Genomic DNA, 20,120 nt, shown 5'->3' on the forward strand with positions numbered 1-20,120 from the left:
TCGGTGGGCGGGATGGCGATCGCCGTTTCCGTGACGTTTCTCATTCAGTGGGCACTCAGTGAGGCGGACTTTCCCCCGCGATAACGGCATATGACAGCGGCCCTGGCCCAGAGCGGCATTCCGCTCCACGGCCACCGCCCGCTAGGGTCTGCCGGACGCACCCTCGGGGGGAGGGAAGGAACCGGAGACGATGGCCGTACCCGTACCGCGGCAGAGGGACACCCCCGCCACGGAGAGCGCTCAGGCAACCCCGCCGGCACCCGCGCACGTACCCGCCGCGCACGCCACCGCACCCCAGGCGTCCCTGACCCTGCTGGTGATCGAGGACGACCCCGGGGGCGGACTCACCGTCCCCGAGATCCTCGACGCCGACCGGCACCGCATCCGGCTCCGCACCGCCCGCAACCTCACCGAGGCCGCGCGCCTGCTCACCCATGACGTGCACTGCATCCTGCTCGACCTCTCCCTGCCCGCCGCCGGATCCACCACGGCGGGCGGCACGCGCACCGCGGTCGTCGACCAGCTGGACACCCTGCGCGAGGTGCTCCGGATAGCGCCCCGCCACGCCGTCCTCGTCCTCACCGCCGAGGCCGACGCCGAGCGCGCCGCCGAGGCCGTACGGGTCGGGGCGCAGGACTTCCTCTTCCGCGACGAGCTCGACGGCCGGCTGCTGAGCCGGGCCATTCGCTACGCGGTGGAGAGAAAACGGGCGGACATCGCCCAGTACAAGCTCGCAGAATCGAAACTTCGGGCCCAGGAGAACGCCCGCCTGGAGCGGGGACTGCTCCCCAACCCCCTCCTCGAAGGCTCCGACCTCCGCTTCGCCGCCCGCTACCGCCCCGGCCGCAGCCGCGCCCTCCTCGGCGGGGACTTCTACGACACCGTCCGCACCCCCGACGGCACCGTCCACGCCATGATCGGCGACGTCTGCGGCCACGGCCCCGACGAGGCCGCCCTCGGCGTCGAGCTCCGCATCGCCTGGCGCGCGCTGACCCTGGCCGGGCTGTGCGGCGACGACCTGCTGTCGACCCTCCAGGAGGTCCTGGAGGTGGAGCGCCCCGGCGACGAGATCTTCGCGACCCTGTGCACCGTGGACATCTCCCCCGACGGCCGCCGCGCCGGCCTGTGCCTGGCCGGCCATCCGGCCCCGCTGATATCCCGGCCGGGCCGCCGCGCACAGCTCCTGCCGTACGAGAACAGCGGCCCGGCGCTCGGCCTGCTGCCCAAGGCCCGCTGGCCGCGCCGCCAGGTCGAGCTGGGCGGCACCTGGAGCCTGATGCTCTACACCGACGGGCTGATCGAGGGCCGCATCGGCGAGGGCAAGGAGCGGCTGGGGCAGGACGGCATGGTCGAGATGATCAACCGGCACCTCGACCGCGGTCTGACCGGCGAGGGCCTGCTGGAGGCCTCCGTCACCGAGGCCCGCCGCCTCAACGGCGGCGAGCTCACCGACGACGTGGCCGTGGTGCTGCTCTCCCGCAACGCGTCCTGACGGGGCCGAGCAGGGCAGGGCGGGGCCGAGCGGGGCCGGGCCCCGCGGTCAGCGCCCGCCGTTGTACGGGCCGTACGGACCGTCGCTGCTGCTCCCGCCACTGCGCCGGCCGCCCCGGCCGCCGCCCGAGACCTGCTTGAGGGCCGGGCGCACGTCGACGAAGAACACGATGGTGGCCACCAGCCCGGCGATCTCCAGGAACAGCATCCCCAGGAAGAAATCCACCAGCACGGTGACCCCGAGGATGACCAGCCAGAACGTCTTGCTCTGCTTGTCGGCGGCACGGTACGCGTCCTCGCGCGCCAGCAGCGCGAAGACGAAAGCCACGACGGCGAGTGCCAGCATGGCGAACCCGAGCAACGGAAGCACTCCGTTATCGAACCCGTTCATCAACATCGCCTGACCGCCTTCTCACGCTCGCACGCCCGATGCCGCCTGCCTCCACGCTACCGGCAGGGCGGCTCTCTCAAACAACAACGGGCCGGACACCCCACTGGTGCCCGGCCCGCCATCACCGCATTCGATTCCCGTTCGGGATTCAGCTCTCGTCGCCGGCGGCGACGGTGGCCTTCTTCACGTTGTTCTTGCGCGCCGTGACGCGCCGGGCGGCGGGCTTGTCCTCTGCCGGGGAACCGGCGGCCTCGGGCTCGTCCGCCGGCTGCTCGGGCGCCTGCTCCTGCTCCGACTTCGGCTCGACGGCGACCGCGATGTCGACGATCTCCTCGGAGACCTCGCCCCGCCAGGTCCGCACGGCCTGCTCGCCGTGCTCGGCGACCTTGTCGTACGTCTCCTTGGCGCGCACCGCGTACTCGGCGGCGACGCCGACCCCGCGCAGCGCCAGGTCCTGCGCGGTCTCCCCGAGCTTCTTCGGGTCGATCGCGGTCAGCACGTCGGCGAACTTGGCGGCGACCGCCTCCTGCGCCTCGCGCGCCTTCTCCTGGACGATCTTCGGGTCGGTGTTCTTCACGGCCTCGATGCGCGCGGGGGCCTCGGCGCGCAGCTGCTCGATGAGCCCCGGCACCTTCTTGGCCTGCTGCACCGCGAGGTCGGCGGTGCCGGCGGCGAAGTAGAGCGGCGTCGGGTCGGTGAGGGTCTTCTTCAGGTCATCGGCGATGGCCATGGTGGCTGGTCCTCCCGGATCACAGTTCAGTTCGTAGGGTGCATCGCGTCGTCCCCGCCGGACGGGGCGGACGGATCGGCCGGGTCGGCCTCGGCCGCGTTCTCTTTGCGGAACGAGTCGTAGATCTGGAGCAGCACCTGCTTCTGCCGCTCGTTGATGGACGGGTCGCCGAGTATGACGGCCCGCGTCTCGACCTCGTCGCGATCGCGCTCGTCGAGGATCCCGGCCTGCACGTACAGCGTCTCCGCGGAAATCCGCAGCGCCTTGGCCAGCTGCTGGAGGATGTCCGCGCTCGGCTTGCGCAGCCCGCGCTCGATCTGGCTCAGGTACGGATTCGACACCCCCGCCGCGTCGGCCAGCTGCCGCAGCGAGAGCTGGGCCTGCCGCCTCTGCTCGCGGAGGTATTCGCCGAGATTTCCGACGTTGAGCGATGCCATGGCCCCGATCCTGCCGCACCTTGCTAACTATTGCAAGCAGCTGCTTGCAAAATCACCCACGGGCGCGGGCCCGGGTTCCGGTCGCCAGGAGGGCACGGTGGCGAGGTGTTGGGGTGCGTGTTGCTCCCAGTCCGCGACGCGGAGCTGTTCGTGCAGGTGGCGTCTGCGGTGGCTGGTGTCGAGCAGTTTTCAGGTGGTCGATGCCGCTGCCGCCATCGATGGTGAGAGCGGGAGCGACGCCGCGGGCCAGGACACGGGCAAGCCATGCCGAGCGCGTCGAGGGCCTCGGCGCAGCGGAGATGACCGCAGGGATCCGATTCAGTCCGGCCAGGACAGGAGGGAATATTCCTCCGAGAGACGTTCCAACGGAATGAGATCGATGACCCCACACGCCGTAACGGCTTTCACGCAATGCCCAATTTGGCCATCGTAGAGCTTCTCCGATATGCGGACGCGCTCAGGTTCATCAACACCGGCCGATGCGCGCGATTCCCACATCTGCCCCACACCCGCGAGGACGTATATGCTGCCGAAGGCATAGGCAGTGCAGGCTACCGCGAGGGCCGCCTTATCGGAAAGACGGTCCTCTTCCCGGAGTTTTTTCCTGTACTCGTTCACCAGCTCAGCGGCACGGTACGGCCCGACGATCGAGTCAACGCTATCCATCGCAAACGCCTGCCAGCATCGCATTCCCTCTGCGCGGTTCACGGAAGCCACCATATCGCCATTCGAATTCCGGTAGCCCTCCTACCGTCCTTCGAGGCGGGGTCGCCCGGCAGAGGCAGAGAGGCAGACCCCCAGGTCTTCCGGGTTGCCTCATCCGCTGACCGAAGAGGCCTGCAATGATCGCCCCGTGGTGGTTTGATTGAGGAATCACGTTCCGGAGATAGCTGATTCAGCTCTCCGGTCAAATTAGTAGCAGCACGGAGAAGTATCATGGCAACTGGCACGGTCAAGTGGTTCAACAGCGAAAAGGGCTTCGGTTTCATCGCGCCCGATGAAAATACCCCCGACGTTTTCGTTCATTACAGCTGCATCGCCGGTCACGGCTACAAGAGCCTTGAAGAGAACGACCGTGTGAGCTACGACCCCGAGCAGGGCTCCAAGGGTCCCCAGGCCGCAAACGTGACTGTTCTGCGCTAGCGCTAGCGCTTGCACTGCCCGAAGGGGCGGCGCACAAACCACCCCCTTCGGTGAGGGGGGAAATATCTCACCTCGAGAAAATAGCCTATTCAGGCAGCATGATCTCGGAGCGGTTCATTCTCGATGAGTTTCTGGCATCACGCCCGCAACTGCAACGACATCGCGAGTGAACCGCTCCGCTTCTGCGCGCAAAGAGAAGTCAGCGTGGACAAGCGACTCCGTACGGCTGGTCGGCCGGCTCCTGGAGGACGTCTCCCCCGCGGCGCGGATGCGCTCGCATCCCCTCGCACGCCACGCCGTTGCGGAGCTCACGGCCGAGGGCGTCGCGGTGGAAGGCGAGCGCCTTGTCGTGGTCGTCGACCGCGACGAAGCACTGGGACAGCCCGATCGCCATGCGGCCGACGCTAGGCGCGGGCGCCGGATCCCGCTTCCGGACGGCTCTCGGCGGTGGCGCTCCCGGCCGCGTCGGTCTCGACGGGCCCGCTCGTCGCCGGGCCGTTCCTGACCGGCCGCGTGAGGATCTTGGCGACGCACGCCGGGATGGCCGCGCCCGGTTCGTGGCTGCGGGCCCGGTACGCGCTCGGACTCTCGCCGACCAGCTCGGTGAAACGGGAGCTGAAGGAGCCGAGCGAGGTGCAGCCGACCTCGAAGCAGACCTCCGTGACGCTCAGGTCCCCCCGCCGCAGCAGCGCCTTCGCCCGCTCCACGCGCCGGGTCATGAGGTAGCTGTACGGGGTCTCGCCGAAGGCGGCCCGGAAGCTGCGGGAGAAGTGCCCCGCCGACATCAGGGCGACGCCCGCCAGCTCGGCCACATCGAGGGGCCGCGCGTACTCGCGGTCCATCATGTCCCGGGCCCGCCGCAGCCGTCTGAGGTCATCGAGCGTCACCCCGCCAGCGTACGCGCCCCCGCCGGGCCCCGGACAACTCATTGGCCCGGCAGCCGCGTTGTCCGTACCCTCGCGGGACAGCCCGCGGCCGTGCGGCTCTACGAGGAGGAACTCGCCGTGCCCCACCGTTTCGCCCACGTCTGTCTGACGTGCCGGATCTCCCTCAAGCTCGCGCGCTACGACGAGCACGGCGCAGAGCGGGACCACCTGTGCCCGAGGTGCCGCGGGGCGCTGGTGTGCGCCGGGGACGCCTTCGCGGCGCCGCCGCGCCGGGACGTCGACGGCTGGCGCGTGGTCGGCGCGCTGCTGGCCGCCGGGGTCGACTTCCGGCAGGCCTGCTGCGGCTGCGGACCCGGCTACCGCCCGCGCACCCTGCGCGAGGTGCGGGAAGGTACGGAGCGGGCCCGCAGGACCGGCCGGCCCCTCGCCCGGGCCCTCACCACCCCCTAGCGGGCCGCCCCGGCCCCTCAGGCCGCGCGGGTGCCGATCGCCAGGGTGGCGTGCAGCTCCTCCGAGGTGGTGGCGCGGACCGCCAGGCCCCCCGCCGACAGCGCCGAGGCCGTACGCGGGGACTGGCGGGCGCTCGTCTCGATCAGCAGGCGGCCGCCCGGGGCCAGCCACGGCAGGGCCCCCGACGCCACCCGGCGGTGGATGTCCAGGCCGTCCGGGCCGCCGTCCAGCGAGGTCAGCGGCTCGTGCTCGCGGGCCTCCGCCGGGAGCAGCCCGATCTCCTCCGTCGGCACGTACGGGGCGTTGACCAGCAGCAGGTCCACCCGCCCGCGCAGCGAGTCGGGCAGCGCCGCGTACAGATCGCCCTCGTGGACCCGCCCTCCGTACGGGGCCACGTTCAGCCGCGCGTACTCCAGCGCCGCCGGATCGATGTCCGCCGCGTGCAGCTCCACCCCGGCGCCCAGCTGCGCCGCCACCGCCGCGCCCAGGGCGCCGACCCCGCAGCACAGGTCCAGTACGACGGCGTCCGGACGGCCCAGCGTCACCGCCTCCCGCACCAGGAACTCGGTGCGCCGCCGCGGTACGAACGCCCCCGCGCCCACACGCATGCGCAGCCCGCAGAACTCCGCCCACCCGACGACGTGTTCCAGCGGTTCACCGCCCGCCCGGCGGGCCACCAGGTCCGCCAGGTGCCCGTCGTCCTCGGCGGCGGCCGTCAGCAGCTGCGCCTCCTCCTCCGCGAAGACGCAGCCCGCCGCGCGCAGGGTCTCGACAATCGAAGTCACTGGATCCAATCCCTCTCAGAAGACGTCCGGGCACCACGGGCGGCGCGCCGTGCGGAAGACCGCGTCCGCGAGCGCCAGCGCCCCCGGCCGCTCCTGCACGATCCGCCCGAGCGCGCCGAGCCGTACCGCCGACTCGTCGCCGAGGTACAGCGCGCCCAGCGCCGACGCGTCCAGCCGCAGGTCGGCCGGCTCCTGCGTGACCGTGCACTTCCCCGTGCCCGCGTCCAGACGGTAGCGCCCGGCGGCCGGACCCGCCGGGTCCGCCACCTCCAGTACGAGCACCCCGGGCACGGCGTACGTCCGCGCGCCCAGCGCCCGTACGACGTCCAGCACCCGCACCCACAGGAAGTCCGAGGCCGTCACGATCCCGGCCGCGCGCGGGTCGGGCAGGAGCTGCGCCACGAGGTCGTCGGGGGCCCGGTAACCGGTGCGCACGCGCCGTACCCAGTCGATCGAGCACAGGAAGTGCCACAGCGCGCGCTGGGCCTCGGGGGTGACCGCGATCAGGTCATCGACCTGCAGGGTGTTGAGCGGGACCTTCGCGTCCGTCCAGTGCGCGTCGGACGCGTACGCGGCGAGGCCGGCCGCTTCGCCCTCCGCCGTCCGGTACACGGCGTAGAACCTCGCCTTGTACGGGCGGGAAGGGATCTCCTCCAGCCCGGTGGCCACGTTCCACCAGCGCGGGGTGCGGCTGACCGTTCCGGGCGAGACCGCCCGCAGCCGCTCGTGCAGACCCGGGCCTATCGCGCGCGCCCCGGCCGCGTCCACCAGCTCGATCCGGCCGCCGTCCGCGGGCCCCGACCAGCGGGGGTCGAGCCCGGTGCGGCTCACGTCTATCTCCCACTCGGCGATCGAGGCGGCGGGCCCGTACCCGTACCGCCCGTAGATCGGGTACTCGGCGGCGATCAGCGTGGACACGACGTCACCGCGCTCCCGTGCGGCCGCCAGCTCGGTGGCCATCATCCGGGTCAGCAGACCGCGGCGGCGGTGCGTGGGCAGGACGGCGACGTTGGTGACGGCGCTCGCGGGCACGCTCGACCCGCCCGGGACGGTCAGCTCCTGGGCGAAGGAGCGGAAGGTGGCCACGATGCGGCCGCCGGACTCGTCGAAGGCGCCGAGCGTACGGGCGAAGTCGGTGTGCTCGGCCCGCTGGGCGATTTCGGATTCGGTGACGGGTACTGGGCGCAGGAAGCCGCTGTTCACGGCTCGCAGCCACTCGGGGAATTCGGATTCGGCGATCGGCCGGACGGCAGCACTCATGACCGGCCACGCTAACCGCCGCCCCCGGCCGCAGTCGCGCGAATTACCCGCGCCGGACCACGCCGGACGGGCAACCCACGGCTACGCCAGCAGGTCGTCCACCTGTGCCTCGCCCTCCCGGTAGCGCCGGGTGATCTCCGCGCTGCAGTCGTCCGCCGTCCGCTGCAACTGCTGTCTGCGCCGCGAGACCTGCTGTTCGTACCGCACCAACCGGGCCATCGCGTCGTGCAGTTCGCCGTCGGTGCGGGCCGCCAGGTCCGACAGCTCCACGTCGGAGAGCATCTCCGCCGCCAGCAGCCGGAACTCCTCGCTGTGCGGGGTGCACAGCGTGACGTGCCGGGCGGAGGCGCTGCGGCTGGAGGGCGCGTCGGCGAGGATCTCCGAGAGCCGGTCCACCACCGGCGGATCCGGGGTCACCGGCGCCTCCGGGTCGCTGCGCCGGGCCAGTTCGGCACGCAGGATGTCGATCCGGCCCTGGAGGAGCCTGCGCACGTAGCTCAGGTCGGCCTCGTCGCGCTGCGCGTCGCGGCGCAGCGTACGGAGCTCCGGCAGCCCGAGCGCGGTGGCGGGGCCGGCGGCGGGCGCGGCGGCGGGCGTGGTCGGCGCCTGCTCCCCGCCCGTGCGCTGCGCGGGCGGTCGGACCGCGCTGCCCGTCGGAGTGGCCGCGGGTGATGCCGGTGCGGGTGAAGCAGGTACGGAGGTACCAGAAGTATTCATGTGAACGTGTCCGTCCCCTCGACCGGTGCATGGGGTCTCTCCCGGCCCATGGGACCGGAGGGAAGCACCGCCTGCGTGCATCGTGCCACTCTCCGTGGTGCGGGTGCAGTCCCACTCCACCCGATCGGCCCCTGATGGGTGCACGCCTGATACACAGGTGGTATGCGAGCAGTGGTGCAGAGGGTGGACGGCGCGAGCGTCGTCGTGGCCGGCGAGACCGTGGGCGAGATCGTCGGCGAGGGGCTGTGCGTGCTGGTGGGGGTGACCCACGACGACACCCCGGAGAAGGCGGCGCAGCTGGCGCGCAAGCTGTGGTCCGTACGGATCCTGGAGGCGGAGAAGTCCTGCAGCGACGTGAACGCCCCGCTGCTGGTGATCTCCCAGTTCACGCTCTACGGGGACGCCCGCAAGGGCCGGCGCCCCACCTGGAACGCGGCGGCGCCCGGCGAGGTCGCCGAGCCGCTGGTCGACGAGGTCGTCCGGCAGCTGCGGGCGCTGGGGGCGACGGTGGAGACGGGCCGGTTCGGCGCGGACATGCGTGTCTCGCTGACCAACCACGGCCCGTTCACCATCGTCATCGACATCTAGGGGCGCCCGGGCGCCGCCGTCACGGCGCGACGACGACCTCCTGCGCGGCGGCCGTGTTGCCGGCCAGCAGCGGGGCGTCGACCGGCACGTTCCGCTTGACCAGCGCGAGCGCGATCGGGCCGAGCTCGTGGTGGCGGACCGCGGTGGTCACGAAGCCCAGCTGGCGGCCCTCCTCCCCGTCGGCGGCGAGCCGGATCGGCGTGCCGTGCGCCGGGAGCAGCACCTCGGAGCCGTCCAGGTGCAGGAAGACCAGGCGGCGCGGGGGCTTCCCCAGGTTGTGGACGCGGGCCACCGTCTCCTGGCCGCGGTAGCAGCCCTTCTGGAGGTGCACGGCGGTGCCGATCCAGCCCAGCTCGTGCGGGATGGTGCGGTGGTCGGTCTCCAGTCCGAGCCGCGGCCGGTGCGCCTCGACGCGCAGCGCCTCGTAGGCGAGGAGGCCCGCGGCGGGGCCGTGGGAGGCGGCGAAGGCCTCCAGCCCGTCGCGGGGCAGGAAGACGTCGCGGCCGTACGGGGTCTCCCGTACGGGGTGCTCCTTGGCGACCTCGGCGATGGAGCCGGCCGGCAGGTGGACGACGGCGAAGTCGGCGGTGCGGTCGGCGACTTCGACGCGGTAGAAGAACTTCATCGACTCCAGGTAGGCGATCAGCGCCTCCTGGGTGCCGGGCTCCACGTGCGCCCACACGGTCTCGCCGTCGTCGACGAGGTAGAGCGCGTGCTCGATGTGGCCGTTGGCGGAGAGGATCAGCGCCTCGGTGGCCTGCCCGGGCGGGAGTTCCGTCAGGTGCTGGGTGAGCAGCAGGTGCAGCCAGCTCAGCCGCTCCGGTCCGGTGACGGTGACGACTCCGCGGTGCGAGAGGTCGACGAAACCGCGGCCGTCGGCGAGCGCGCGCTGTTCGCCGTACAGCTCTCCGTAGTGGGCGGCGACGCCCTCGTCGCGGCCTTCGGCCGGTACGGCGCCGGGGAGATGGAGCAAGGGGCTGCTGGTCATGCCACCAAGCCTACGACGGGGCGTCCTGCTCCTTGGCGGCGCACTTCTTGCAGAGTCCGAAGATCGCGAAGTGCTTCATGTCGGTCTCGAAACCGAAGGTGGCGCGCAGCTTCGCGGTGAACTCGGCGGCGATGTCCACATCCGCCTCGATCACGTCGGTGCACTCGCGGCAGACCAGGTGGATGTGGTGGTGCCGGTCGGCGAGGTGGTACGTGGGGGCCCCGTGCCCGAGGTGGGCGTGCGAGACCAGCTTGAGCTCCTCCAGGAGTTCAAGCGTGCGGTAGACGGTGGAGATGTTGACCCCGGAGGCGGTCTTGCGCACCTGGGCGAGGATCTCGTCCGGTGTCGCGTGCTCCAGGCTGTCGACCGCTTCCAGCACGAGCTGGCGCTGCGGGGTCAGCCGGTATCCGCGCTGCCGCAGGTCGCTCTTCCAGTCGGCACTCTCGGTGTCTCCGATGCTCCCCACCCGGCCAGTGTAAGCGCGCGAAGGGGACCGCGGGCCGAGCCCGCGGTCCCCGATCGTGGAGGGATCCGCCTGCCGGATCCGCTGACGGATCCGTCAGCGGAAGAAGGCGATGCCGTCGTCCGGCATGTCCGGGAGGTTGCGCGCCATCTCGGCGACCTCTTCCGGGGTGACGACCTTCTTGAGCTGGGCCGACATGTACGGGCGCAGCTCGACGTCCGGGGTGGCCTTCTCGCCGACCCACATGAGGTCGCTCTTCACGTAGCCGTAGAGCCGCTTGCCGCCGCTGTACGGGCCCGAGGCCGCGGTCCGCGCCACGGCGTCCGTGGCCAGGTCGATCTGCGGCTTCTGGTCGGCGAGCTCGCCGTACCAGACCTCGACGACGCCCTGGTCGCGGACCATGACGATCTCGACCTTGCGGTCCTTGTCGATGCGCCAGTAGCCGGACTCCGACTCCAGCGGCCGCACCTTGTTGCCCTCGGCGTCGAGGACCCAGCTGTGGGAGGTGTACTCCAGGAAGTCCCGGCCGTCGTGGCTGAAGACGACTTCCTGGCCGAAGTTGCACTTCTCTTCGCCGGGGAAGTCGAAGACGCCCGCGCCTTCCCAGGTACCGAGGAGGAAGGCGAGGGGGACGAGGCCCGGGTTCAGGTCGGACGGGATCTGGATCATGTGTGGCTGCTCAGGCGATCTGTGGGGAGGGGTTCCGGGTCCGGGAGGGCGGCCGATCGGACGATCAGCGCTGGCCCTGGTACAGCTTCTTCACTGCGAGGCCGGTGAAGGCGAGCACGCCGACGCAGACCAGGACCAGCAGGGAGGTGAAGATTGCCTCAAGCACGGGGTGCTCCTCGGAGTGATGTGGGCGTGTACGGGGCCGGTCCCCAAGCCTACTGGCCCGGGGACCGGTGCACTCCGCGAGGTGGGCCGCACGGCCGTTTCCGCCCGTGATCGGTCAGCTCAGCAGCTGGCTCTGCAGGATCACCGTCTGGTGGAAGGGGACGGTGGCCACCTCGCCCTTGCGGGTCTGGACGATCACCGCCTGGATGTCACCCGCCTGGAGGCACCCGAGCTTGGTCTGTTCGTCGCCGTTCGCCGGCTTGGGCTCCTGGTACAGGCTGATGTCGGTGCTGGTGAGGCCGACGGGGTACCCGGCGACGTGCTGGTCCGTGACGACGGGCTGCTTGCTCCTGACGTCGCTCCAGGCCGGGTCCAGCTCCAGGACGGGGGCGCCGGCCGGCCGCGTGTCGTAGGTGCAGCCGTGGAAGCCGTCCACGAAGCCCGCGGCGTGGAAGCGCAGCAGGTAGACCCGCGTGCGCGTCCCGTCGGGGGTGGTCCAGCCGCGGGCGGCGATCTGGCGCAGCCCTTCGTACTCCAGTTCCGTCTTCAGCTTCGCCCGGCTGTCGGGGGCGTACTCCTCCAGGAAGGCGTCGGCGGAGACCAGCTGGTCCTTGTCGGCTTTGAGCCCGGCGTCCGGCGTACTGCCCTGGGGGGCCGGCAGCAGCAGGCTCGTGAGCGGCGCGTAATGCGTCTCGGCTCCTCTGCTGCCGTCGGGCCTGGCCGGCGCGGCGCCGGCGGGCAGGGCGGGCTTGGACAGGGTCGGGTAGGTCCAGCGGCCGTCGTCCCGGGTGGACAGGCCGGGGACGTCGGTGCGCTCGGCCCCGGCGATCCCGTACGCGACCCCCGCGCCGACCGCGGCGAAGACGGCCGCGGCGGCCGTCCAGCGCAGGGCGGCGAACAGCTTGCGGCGGTCCTTGGGCACGACGGGTGCCGCGGCGGGCGCCGGGAGCTGCGGCTGGCCGGCCGGTGCGGCGGCCTCGGGAGCCGGTACGGCGGCCTCAGGAGCCGGTACGGCGGCCTCGGGAGCCGGTACGGCCGCGTCGGCGGTGTTCTGCTCGGTCACACGGACTCCCCGGGGGACTTCAGGTGGCTCAGCTGCTGCTTGAACAGGACGGCTGCCTCGTTCGCGGCGAAGGGCCTCGACCTGTACATCCGGAAGGCCACCAGCACATCGCCCTGGAGGGCCACGCAGTCGATGGTGTCGATCTTGTGCTGCTCTTCCAGCTTCGCCTTGCCGAGGGCCTGCAGTGCGCACTTGGCATCGGGGAAGCCCTCGATCTTCGGTGCGTCGCGATCGTCCCCGATGAGCTCCAGCAGCTTCTTGCTGAACTCGGAGAACTTCGCGAGGGCCTGGGGGTCGGCCTGGGTGAGGCGGATCTCCATCACCCGGTTGGTGCTGCGATCGAAGTAGCTGCGTCCGGCCATGCCCTTGAGCTTCAGTTCGGCCAGCCCCTTGTCCCGTTCAGCCCGCTGGTCCCCGGAGAGCCCCGAGTGCCCGTCCTTGAGCGCAAGGAGCGCCCGCTCGCCCGACACGTAGAAGTCGTTGCCGTCGACGTCGATGTCGGGGCCGAGTTCGAAACCGGACGGCATCGGCAGCAGCTTGCCCGTCAGCTCGTTCGGCGGCACCGTCGGGTCCGGTTCCGGGGCACCGGTGGGCAGGGGATCGACGCCCGCCTCGATCCAGTAGCGGGTCGGCGCGGTGCGGTCGGCACCGGCGATCCGGTCGGCCCCCCAGAGCGCCCCGCCGGCGAGGAGGACGACGGCGAGCCCGCCCGCGATCAGGGTCACGGTGCGGCGCCGCCGCGCCCGCGGCCCGGCGGCGGGCATCGTGTCGGGGCCGGCCGCGGCGGCCGCTGCGGCGCTGCTGTCCTGCGGGTCGCTCACAGCCGCTCCCACTGTCGCTTGGCGATCTCGACGATGTCCTTCTCGTCGATGACGCCGCGGTTGTTCATGTACTTGATATCCATGACGATGTCCCCGCGCCGGGCGACCACCCGCGCCGACTTCGTCGGGAGGTAACCCTCCGTCTCGCGCTGCGCGGAATCCACCCACAGATGGCCGTACTCGGCGGGCACGCCGGGCAGGTCCTTGCCCGCGTTGCCCGCGTGGTCCTTCTCCGACATGTACCTGTGGGCGTGCTGGTACGAGTCGGCTCCGGAGCGGTCCTTGTACTGGAAGAGACGGACCTCGACGAAGTTCCGGTCGTCCTGGGCCCACTCCAGCCGGGCGATCCGCCGTATGTCGTTCCTGAGCTGGCTGTCGAGGCCGCTGCCCGGCTCTTTGTAGAAGTCCGCCGAGAACTCGTCCGGGGACTCGGTCCCGCGGTTGCGGACCTCCACCCCGGACGGAGCCTCGATCAGCGTCTTGACCAGGTCGTCGTCCGTCTTGTACCAGCGGTTGGCATTGATGGAGCGCGAGCTCGTCGACTCGTTCGGAGCCTGCGGCTTCGGCTGGTCGATCTTCTGCTGCGCCAGCGGCGGCAGCGGCGTGGGCTCGCGGTGGTACTGGATCGCGTAGCCGGTGACCGTGCCCGCGAGCACGCCGAGCACGGCGGCCCCGGCGATCAGCAGGACCGTGCGGCGCCCGGCGCGCGGACGGACGGCGGTCTCGGCCGCGGTCCCGGTCCCGGTCTCGGCCGCGGTCCCGGTCTCCTCCCCCGCCGGCCGTTCGGAGCTGGTTTGTGCGTGTTCCAAGGAAGTCCCCCCCACAGGACACGGGGCATCGGGTGATCACCCGTGCACACGCATGACGTGTACGCGAGGGGGGTGGTTGTACGCACGCTTATTACGTTCGTATCTCGCGGCGTTTCAGTCCTCGTGGCGCCGCTTTCCGTCCAGTTCGTCCCACCACTCGTCGGACTTCGGGTCCCCCGAGGGGTCGTCCCACCAGCGGTCGTCCGGACCGCGGCGGTTCGCGATCATCGCGGCGACCGGCGGGATGACCATGGCGACCACGCACAGGGCCACGGCCGCCTCGACCGAGAACAGCCGCACGAAGGCCCAGGCGGATACGAAGAGGAAGACGCATCCGCCCATGAGGACGAAGTAGACGCGGCGCCGCCGGGCGTACATGACTCCAGGGTAGGACCGGAGGGGGCCGGTGCGCAGGGCCGGGACGGCACGAAGGGCCGCACCCCGTTCCAGTGGCGTCCAACCCCCGGGGGTGCGGCCCTTCGGCCGGTCATGTCAGGCGTGCGGTGCTCAGACCGCGATCGCCACGTCCGTCACGCCGCCGGCCTCGGCCACGACCACGGCGCGGTCCGCCTGGGCGCCGGGCACCAGCGCGCGCAGGGTCCACGAGCCGGTCGCCGCGTAGAAGCGGAACTGGCCGGTCGCCGAGGTCGGGACCTCGGCCGTGAACTCGCCGGTCGAGTCGAGCAGGCGCACGTACCCGCTGACGGGCTCGCCGTCCTTGGTCACCTGACCCTGGATGGCGGTCTCACCGGGCTTGAGCGTGGCGAGGTCGGGCCCGCCGATCTGAGCTCCACACATGTTCTCTGTCCTGTCCTAGAGGTCTTCGTACTGCCTGCGGGCGTCGCGTACCCGGCGGGACTACTTGTTGGCGCCGAGCTCGATCGGCACGCCGACCAGGGAGCCGTACTCGGTCCAGGAGCCGTCGTAGTTCTTGACGTTCTCCTGGCCCAGGAGCTCGTGCAGCACGAACCACGTGAGCGCGGAGCGCTCGCCGATGCGGCAGTACGCGATGGTGTCCTTCGCCAGGTCGACCTGCTCGGCCTGGTAGAGGGCGGTCAGTTCCTCGTCGGACTTGAAGGTGCCGTCGTCGTTGGCGTTCTTCGACCACGGGATGTTGCGGGCGCTCGGCACGTGGCCGGGGCGCTGCGACTGCTCCTGCGGAAGGTGCGCCGGGGCGAGCAGCTTGCCGGAGAACTCGTCGGGCGAGCGGACGTCGACCAGGTTCAGGGAGCCGATCGCGGCCACGACGTCGTCGCGGAAGGCGCGGATGGAGGCGTCCTGCGGCTGGGCCTCGTACTGGGTGGCCGGGCGGTTCGGGACCTCGGTGCCGTCGACCAGGTCGCGGGAGTCGAGCTCCCACTTCTTGCGGCCGCCGTCGAGGAGGCGGACGTCCTGGTGGCCGTACAGCTTGAAGTACCAGTAGGCGTAGGAGGCGAACCAGTTGTTGTTGCCGCCGTAGAGGACCACCGTGTCCTCGTTGGAGATGCCCTTGGCGGAGAGGAGCTTCTCGAAGCCCTCCTGGTCCACGAAGTCGCGGCGGACCGGGTCCTGGAGGTCCTGCTTCCAGTCGATCCGGACGGCGTTGGTGATGTGGTTCTTGTCGTACGCGGACGTGTCCTCGTCCACCTCGACGATGACGACGTTCGCGTCGTTCAGGTGGGCCTCGACCCAGTCGGCGTCTACGAGGACGTCGCTGCGGCTCATGGTGGTCTCCTCCGGGGCAGTGTGCGGCGGGGCGTGCTGTGCAGGTGCAGGTTCTGCAGGTGGTGCTTTTTCTGCGGGTTCTGCGGGTTCTGCGGGTTTTCCTGGTGCGTACCGGCCGCGGTCGGCTCCCCCGGCACTGCGCGGGGAGGCGTCAGTGGGCAGGAGGGGGCGGCTGCGGTGCGGTCACGCGGGCAGGACGGTCGTCCGGCTGATGGAGCGGAAGCGCTCACAGGTCACATGGATCGACAGAGCATGGCGGCGACGCGACACAGGTCTACTGCCCGTCGCTTCGTGAGGTCCGCCTGCTGATGCTTCATAGCCATGGATCGTAGGGACGAATCGGCCGCCCTGTCACCGGCGTGTCATATTTCGAGACGGGATCGTCCGGATACTGGGACGCACACGCCCCCGTCGGCCGCCGCACCGCCTCCGGAGGCCCTCGCGCGGCCCGTCCTTCTGCGGATCGGACCGCGCCGTCTCACGATCCGGCCAGCACCACGTCCGTACCGCTCAGCGTGAGGTGTACGCCGGACTCGTCCGAGGTCAGCGCGGTCAGCTTGAGCCCGGACGGCAGGCCGCTGTCGAGCCGGCGGTCGAAGTCGGTCTTCTTGCGGACGGCGCTCTCGATCCCGGGCAGCCCCTCGCCCGGCACGTCGTCGGCGCGGACGCGGACCATCTTGCCGCCGCCGGGGGCGTCCACGAGCGCGACGGTCGACACGACGCTGGGCGCCAGCTTGCGGCCGAGGACCTCCACGGCCGCCGTGACCTTCACCTTGCCGGGCGCGCCGCCGTACGTGACGGTCACACCGGTCTGCGAGGCCTCGGTCAGGTCCTTGTACGTGACGAGCGCCGTGCCCTCGGCCCGCTTCGCGGTGCCCCCGCTGTAGTCCCCGTTCAGCGTCACGCCGTGGAAGCCGGCGTCGAGCTGCGAGAGCCGCGTCTTGCGCCCGTCCGAGACGGCCTCCACGCCCGTGAGCTTCACGTCGACGCGGTCGAGGTCGTGGCTCAGCGCCTGGGTCAGGAACGGGAACCCGTGTATGTCCACCGCCGTGGACCCCGCGAGCCCCTGGCGCGCCTGGATGCGCTCGGCCAGGCGGTTCTCGGCGTAGTTCACCGCCCATCGGTCGGCGCCGGCGAACAGCGCCCCCAGCACCACTGCGATGATCACGACGACGCGCAGGAACCGCACGTGCCCCTCCCCCTGTTGACCGACCGATACGTACGTACGTTCCAGTGGACCACGACCGGGCGTACGGAAGCCGTCAGGCCCGGATCCCGGGCATGGCGCCCGGGCCGGGCCTGACGGCTGTCGCCTGTCGCCTGTCGTCTGTCGTCTGTCGGCCGGCGGAGGCCGGCGTCAGCCGACCACCCGGCCGATCAGGTAGACGGCGGGAGCGGCGGCCGCCAGCGGCAGCGCGACGCCGGCCGTCATGTGCACGAACTTGGACGGGTAGTCGTACGCGGCCACCCGCAGCCCGATCAGCGCGCACACCCCGGCGGCCAGGCCCAGCAGCGCCCCGCCGACCCCGACGGAAGTCAGCCCGCCGACGGCGATGCCGGCTCCGGTCGCGGCCGCCAGCGAGACGCCGACGGAGGCCGGGGTCGGCAACGGCAGCGCGCGGGCGAAGACGGCCACGGCGACGGCCGCGGCGCCGACGCTGACGGCCGCGGAGCCGGCGGCCAGGTAGCCGGCGCAGACGATGGCGAGCGCGGCGGAGGCCACGGAGGCCATCAGCCCGTACATCCGCTCGTCGGGGTCCGCGTGGCTGCGCAGCTGGAGGACGAGGGTGAGCAGGACCCAGGCGCCGAGGGTGCCGATGATCGCGCCGGGGCCGTACGCGTCGTCCACGGCGAGCACGGCCGCGTCGGCGACGAGGGCTCCGAGGAAGGCGAGGGCGATGCCCTGGCGGGCGGGCCACATGCCGTTGAGCCGGAACCAGCCGGCGGCGGTGAGTGCCTGGAGGACGATCAGCGGCCCGAGGAGCGCGAGCTCCCCGACGGCGGCGGCACCGGCGAGCAGCAGCCCGAGCGCGGCGGTCAGTATGGCCGGCTGCGGCCCGGGGTCGATGATCGGCGACCGGCCCTCGGCACGCGCCTGGGCCGGATCGACGGCGCGCACGGTGTTGCCTCCGAGCGTGGGCGGGGAGTACGCGGGCTCCTCGCCGTCGGCGCCGGGGGCGGGCTCCTCGGCGCCGGCGCCGGTGCCGGTGCCGGGGTACGGGGTGTCCGCCGCGGCGGTGCCGGCGTACGGCGGCAGGAAGGCCGTCTGCTCGGCGGCGGCCTGCGGCGGGAGGTAGGCGGTCTGCTCGGCTGCGGAGCCGGATCCGGCGGGCGCCTCCCGCCAGTCGGCGGCGGGGGCGGGGGCCGGGGCCTGGGCGGCGGGCGCCTCGTCCCGGAACCACCCCTCCGGAGCAACGGCCCGCGCCTGCGGCCCGTCGGCGGCGGCGGGGTACGGCGAACCGGCGGCGGCCTGCGGCTCCGCCGCGCCGGGGCCCGGGTACGGCGGCAGGTACGCGGTCTCGGCCGCCGCGGCGGCGCCCAGGCCCCCTTCCGCGCCCGGGTACGGCGGGAGGTAGGCCGTCTGCTCGGCGGCACCGGCCGCCGGAGCGGCGCCCTGTGGCGGGAGGTACGCCGTCTGCTCCGCGGCGGAGCCGTCGGCCCACGCCCCGGCGCCCGGCGCCCAGCCCGCCGCGGGCGGCTCCTCGCGGAACCAGCCCTCCGGCGCCACCGGCTGCTGCGGCGACGGGTACGCGGGCTGCTCGGGGGCCGCGGCCTCCGGCCGGGGCCAGCCCTGCGGCTGCGCGGCCGGGGCCTCGTCGCGGAACCAGCCCTCCGGGGCCACCGGCTGGCCCGGCAGCGCACCCAGCGGCGGCTGAGCCTGCGCCTGCGCCTGCGCCTGCGCCTGCTGCACCGGCTGGTAGCCGGTTTCCCACGTGTCCGACTGCCAGGTCTGGGTCCCGTACGGGTCCGGCTCCTGACGCTGCTGCTGGTGCTGCTGTTGCTGCTGCTGTTCCTCGGGAGTGCTCATCGGTTTCCGCTCACCCGCCCGCGAACGGCGGGAGCACCTCTACGGTGCCCCCCTCGGTCAGCGGTACGGCATCGTGCGGGCGCTTGCCCACGGGCTCTTCGTTCACGAGGAAGGAGCAGCGCTGCAGGACCCGCGTCAGCTCACCGGGGTGGCGTTCCCGCACGGCGTCGAGCGCCTCGGCCAGTGTCCGCGCCGAGTACGGCTCCTCCGCCGTCTTGGCCGCGGCCTTGGCCGCCGCCCAGTAGCGGATGGTTCCGGTTGCCACTGCAGCTCCTATCGTCGGCTCTCTACCGTCGGCCTCCATGATGAACCCTCCGGCCCCCGGATCCGGCGTGCCTCCGCGCGCCCCGCGTGCGCCCGGGCGGACTCCCGTACGTCCATCGATCCGGTGAAACCGGGGCATACGCTGGCCGCAAGGGTGGCAGGAACCACAGAAGCGGGAGAGGCCCGACCCGGCCGAGCGGCGGCAGGTGGGCTATTCTGCTGGCGAGAGGATCCGGGCAACGTTGCCCCCGGGTCCTTTTGTGCTTTCAGCACGTTGAACGGACCGAGAACACTGGTGTCCGTGCGGACCTCAGGGCGCGGGGACCGGCGGACAGCGACACCGCACCACGTACGAAGCAGTACCGCGAAAGTCCTCGACGGGACCGAGGAGGAACCGACGTGATGGACCAGCGAACCGTGCACGAACGCCCGATCCGGGAAGGTGGTCGGGCATGAGCTCACTCCTGCTGCTGACCAATGCCCTCCAACCGTCCAGCGAGGTGCTGCCCGCCCTCGGCCTGCTCCTGCACAGCGTCCGGGTGGCCCCCGCCGAGGGCCCGGCGCTCGTGGACACCCCCGGCGCGGACGTGATCCTCGTCGACGGCCGCCGCGACCTGCCGCAGGTCCGCTCCCTCTGCCAGCTGCTGCGCTCGACCGGCCCCGGCTGTCCGCTGATCCTCGTCGTCACGGAGGGCGGCCTCGCGGCCGTCACCGCCGACTGGGGCATCGACGACGTCCTCCTCGACACCGCGGGCCCGGCCGAGGTCGAGGCGCGGCTGCGACTGGCCACCGGCCGCCAGCAGCTCGGCTCCGACGACTCCCCGATGGAGATCCGCAACGGCGACCTGTCGGTCGACGAGGCGACGTACTCGGCGAAGCTGAAGGGGCGGGTCCTCGACCTCACCTTCAAGGAGTTCGAGCTGCTCAAGTACCTCGCGCAGCATCCGGGCCGGGTCTTCACCCGCGCCCAGCTGCTCCAGGAGGTCTGGGGGTACGACTACTTCGGCGGCACCCGGACGGTGGACGTGCACGTACGGCGGCTGCGCGCGAAACTGGGCCCCGAGCACGAGTCGCTGATCGGTACGGTCCGCAACGTCGGCTACCGCTTCGTCACACCGGAGAAGGTCGAGCGGGCGGCCGCGGAAGCGGCGGCCCAGGCGGCCGCCAAGGCGGCGGCGCAGGCCTCCTCCGGCGTCCCCCGTATGGAGGAACCTCCTGTGATCGCCTCGTCCGCAGGACGGCCTGCCCAGAGGTAGGTCACCCCGCG

At 71.9% G+C, this 20,120-nt stretch carries 27 protein-coding genes; 5 read left to right on the forward strand and 22 right to left on the reverse strand.

The annotated features are described in order from the left end of the window. Nucleotides 1–190 precede the first annotated feature (190 nt). Nucleotides 191–1,492, forward strand: coding sequence for a PP2C family protein-serine/threonine phosphatase (locus ACFYXV_RS26715; protein ID WP_389384226.1), 1,302 nt, complete (start codon nt 191–193; stop codon nt 1,490–1,492). A gap of 48 nt (nt 1,493–1,540) precedes the next feature. Here ACFYXV_RS26715 and ACFYXV_RS26720 read toward each other — a convergent pair whose 3' ends face one another. From ACFYXV_RS26720 to ACFYXV_RS26735, 4 genes are all read right to left on the reverse strand, one after another. Continuing rightward, a complete protein-coding gene (locus tag ACFYXV_RS26720) occupies nt 1,541–1,888 on the reverse strand; it encodes a DUF2516 family protein (protein ID WP_366100734.1) in 348 nt (115 codons plus the stop codon). Between the two features lie 142 nt (nt 1,889–2,030). Further along, entirely contained in the window at nt 2,031–2,612 is a 582-nt protein-coding gene (locus ACFYXV_RS26725; protein ID WP_385470285.1) for a hypothetical protein, read from the reverse strand. Between the two features lie 26 nt (nt 2,613–2,638). Further along, nucleotides 2,639–3,049, reverse strand: coding sequence for a helix-turn-helix domain-containing protein (locus ACFYXV_RS26730; RefSeq protein ID WP_383347002.1), 411 nt, complete (start codon nt 3,047–3,049; stop codon nt 2,639–2,641). 318 nt (nt 3,050–3,367) lie between these two features. Next, nucleotides 3,368–3,757 (reverse strand): hypothetical protein, encoded by a 390-nt coding sequence (locus ACFYXV_RS26735; protein ID WP_385470288.1) that lies wholly within the window; start codon nt 3,755–3,757, stop codon nt 3,368–3,370. A 228-nt stretch (nt 3,758–3,985) separates the two neighbouring features. On the opposite strand from ACFYXV_RS26735, the gene ACFYXV_RS26740 reads away from it, so the two are divergent. Continuing rightward, on the forward strand, nt 3,986–4,192 hold the full coding sequence (locus ACFYXV_RS26740) for a cold-shock protein (protein ID WP_385470290.1): 207 nt from the start codon (nt 3,986–3,988) through the stop codon (nt 4,190–4,192). A 199-nt stretch (nt 4,193–4,391) separates the two neighbouring features. Here ACFYXV_RS26740 and ACFYXV_RS26745 read toward each other — a convergent pair whose 3' ends face one another. Both ACFYXV_RS26745 and ACFYXV_RS26750 read right to left on the reverse strand, forming a co-directional pair. Beyond that, entirely contained in the window at nt 4,392–4,586 is a 195-nt protein-coding gene (locus ACFYXV_RS26745) for a hypothetical protein (RefSeq protein WP_385470292.1), read from the reverse strand. A 10-nt stretch (nt 4,587–4,596) separates the two neighbouring features. Beyond that, nucleotides 4,597–5,079 (reverse strand): helix-turn-helix transcriptional regulator, encoded by a 483-nt coding sequence (locus tag ACFYXV_RS26750; RefSeq protein ID WP_385470294.1) that lies wholly within the window; start codon nt 5,077–5,079, stop codon nt 4,597–4,599. Between the two features lie 90 nt (nt 5,080–5,169). Between ACFYXV_RS26750 and ACFYXV_RS26755 the strand changes: the two genes are divergently transcribed. After that, nucleotides 5,170–5,529: a deoxyxylulose-5-phosphate synthase gene (locus ACFYXV_RS26755; protein ID WP_385470296.1), complete on the forward strand. Its 360-nt coding sequence runs from the start codon at nt 5,170–5,172 to the stop codon at nt 5,527–5,529. A gap of 17 nt (nt 5,530–5,546) precedes the next feature. Here the strand turns inward: ACFYXV_RS26755 and ACFYXV_RS26760 are convergent, their stop codons facing one another. The 3 genes from ACFYXV_RS26760 to ACFYXV_RS26770 form a co-directional block, all read right to left on the reverse strand. After that, nucleotides 5,547–6,323: a putative protein N(5)-glutamine methyltransferase gene (locus tag ACFYXV_RS26760; protein ID WP_389384227.1), complete on the reverse strand. Its 777-nt coding sequence runs from the start codon at nt 6,321–6,323 to the stop codon at nt 5,547–5,549. Between the two features lie 6 nt (nt 6,324–6,329). Continuing rightward, entirely contained in the window at nt 6,330–7,574 is a 1,245-nt protein-coding gene (locus tag ACFYXV_RS26765; RefSeq protein ID WP_385470300.1) for a GNAT family N-acetyltransferase, read from the reverse strand. A gap of 81 nt (nt 7,575–7,655) precedes the next feature. Next, complete coding sequence (locus ACFYXV_RS26770; RefSeq protein WP_385470302.1) at nt 7,656–8,291, reverse strand: AmfC protein; 636 nt, start codon at nt 8,289–8,291, stop codon at nt 7,656–7,658. A 162-nt stretch (nt 8,292–8,453) separates the two neighbouring features. On the opposite strand from ACFYXV_RS26770, the gene dtd reads away from it, so the two are divergent. Further along, complete coding sequence (dtd, locus tag ACFYXV_RS26775; protein WP_383347023.1) at nt 8,454–8,879, forward strand: D-aminoacyl-tRNA deacylase; 426 nt, start codon at nt 8,454–8,456, stop codon at nt 8,877–8,879. 19 nt (nt 8,880–8,898) lie between these two features. Here dtd and ACFYXV_RS26780 read toward each other — a convergent pair whose 3' ends face one another. From ACFYXV_RS26780 to ACFYXV_RS26840, 13 genes are all read right to left on the reverse strand, one after another. Beyond that, the gene (locus ACFYXV_RS26780) at nt 8,899–9,867 is read right to left on the reverse strand and encodes a YgfZ/GcvT domain-containing protein (RefSeq protein WP_385470305.1); all 969 of its coding nucleotides are present in this window, start codon (nt 9,865–9,867) and stop codon (nt 8,899–8,901) included. A gap of 10 nt (nt 9,868–9,877) precedes the next feature. Continuing rightward, entirely contained in the window at nt 9,878–10,333 is a 456-nt protein-coding gene (locus tag ACFYXV_RS26785) for a Fur family transcriptional regulator (protein ID WP_383347029.1), read from the reverse strand. 93 nt (nt 10,334–10,426) lie between these two features. Continuing rightward, nucleotides 10,427–10,999 carry an FABP family protein gene (locus tag ACFYXV_RS26790; RefSeq protein ID WP_030718398.1) on the reverse strand — a complete coding sequence of 191 codons (573 nt, stop codon included), beginning with the start codon at nt 10,997–10,999 and terminating at the stop codon, nt 10,427–10,429. Nucleotides 11,000–11,279: 280 nt separating this feature from the next. Then, complete coding sequence (locus tag ACFYXV_RS26795) at nt 11,280–12,227, reverse strand: hypothetical protein (RefSeq protein WP_385470307.1); 948 nt, start codon at nt 12,225–12,227, stop codon at nt 11,280–11,282. Next, entirely contained in the window at nt 12,224–13,048 is an 825-nt protein-coding gene (locus tag ACFYXV_RS26800) for a hypothetical protein (RefSeq protein WP_389384228.1), read from the reverse strand. Before ACFYXV_RS26800 ends, ACFYXV_RS26795 begins: the two co-directional genes overlap by 4 nt. Beyond that, nucleotides 13,045–13,857, reverse strand: a complete 813-nt coding sequence (locus ACFYXV_RS26805) for a hypothetical protein (protein WP_389384229.1) — start codon at nt 13,855–13,857, stop codon at nt 13,045–13,047. Before ACFYXV_RS26805 ends, ACFYXV_RS26800 begins: the two co-directional genes overlap by 4 nt. Before the next feature lie 114 nt (nt 13,858–13,971). Next, on the reverse strand, nt 13,972–14,307 hold the full coding sequence (locus ACFYXV_RS26810) for a DUF3099 domain-containing protein (RefSeq protein ID WP_385470371.1): 336 nt from the start codon (nt 14,305–14,307) through the stop codon (nt 13,972–13,974). Between the two features lie 57 nt (nt 14,308–14,364). Then, nucleotides 14,365–14,655, reverse strand: coding sequence for a DUF1416 domain-containing protein (locus ACFYXV_RS26815; protein ID WP_030030422.1), 291 nt, complete (start codon nt 14,653–14,655; stop codon nt 14,365–14,367). 60 nt (nt 14,656–14,715) lie between these two features. Continuing rightward, nucleotides 14,716–15,561: a sulfurtransferase gene (locus tag ACFYXV_RS26820; protein ID WP_385470313.1), complete on the reverse strand. Its 846-nt coding sequence runs from the start codon at nt 15,559–15,561 to the stop codon at nt 14,716–14,718. A 233-nt stretch (nt 15,562–15,794) separates the two neighbouring features. Then, nucleotides 15,795–15,884 (reverse strand): Ms5788A family Cys-rich leader peptide, encoded by a 90-nt coding sequence (locus tag ACFYXV_RS26825; RefSeq protein WP_350875872.1) that lies wholly within the window; start codon nt 15,882–15,884, stop codon nt 15,795–15,797. Nucleotides 15,885–16,039: 155 nt separating this feature from the next. After that, nucleotides 16,040–16,750 (reverse strand): DUF2993 domain-containing protein, encoded by a 711-nt coding sequence (locus ACFYXV_RS26830; protein ID WP_389384230.1) that lies wholly within the window; start codon nt 16,748–16,750, stop codon nt 16,040–16,042. Nucleotides 16,751–16,918: 168 nt separating this feature from the next. Then, on the reverse strand, nt 16,919–18,589 hold the full coding sequence (locus ACFYXV_RS26835; protein WP_389384231.1) for a hypothetical protein: 1,671 nt from the start codon (nt 18,587–18,589) through the stop codon (nt 16,919–16,921). 10 nt (nt 18,590–18,599) lie between these two features. Then, nucleotides 18,600–18,854: a MoaD/ThiS family protein gene (locus ACFYXV_RS26840; RefSeq protein WP_030157092.1), complete on the reverse strand. Its 255-nt coding sequence runs from the start codon at nt 18,852–18,854 to the stop codon at nt 18,600–18,602. 451 nt (nt 18,855–19,305) lie between these two features. Between ACFYXV_RS26840 and ACFYXV_RS26845 the strand changes: the two genes are divergently transcribed. Then, nucleotides 19,306–20,109: a response regulator transcription factor gene (locus ACFYXV_RS26845; RefSeq protein ID WP_383499246.1), complete on the forward strand. Its 804-nt coding sequence runs from the start codon at nt 19,306–19,308 to the stop codon at nt 20,107–20,109. The last annotated feature ends 11 nt before the right edge of the window (nt 20,110–20,120 follow it).

It is taken from the genome of Streptomyces sp. NPDC002181, from assembly GCF_042890485.1.
Classification (GTDB): domain Bacteria; phylum Actinomycetota; class Actinomycetes; order Streptomycetales; family Streptomycetaceae; genus Streptomyces.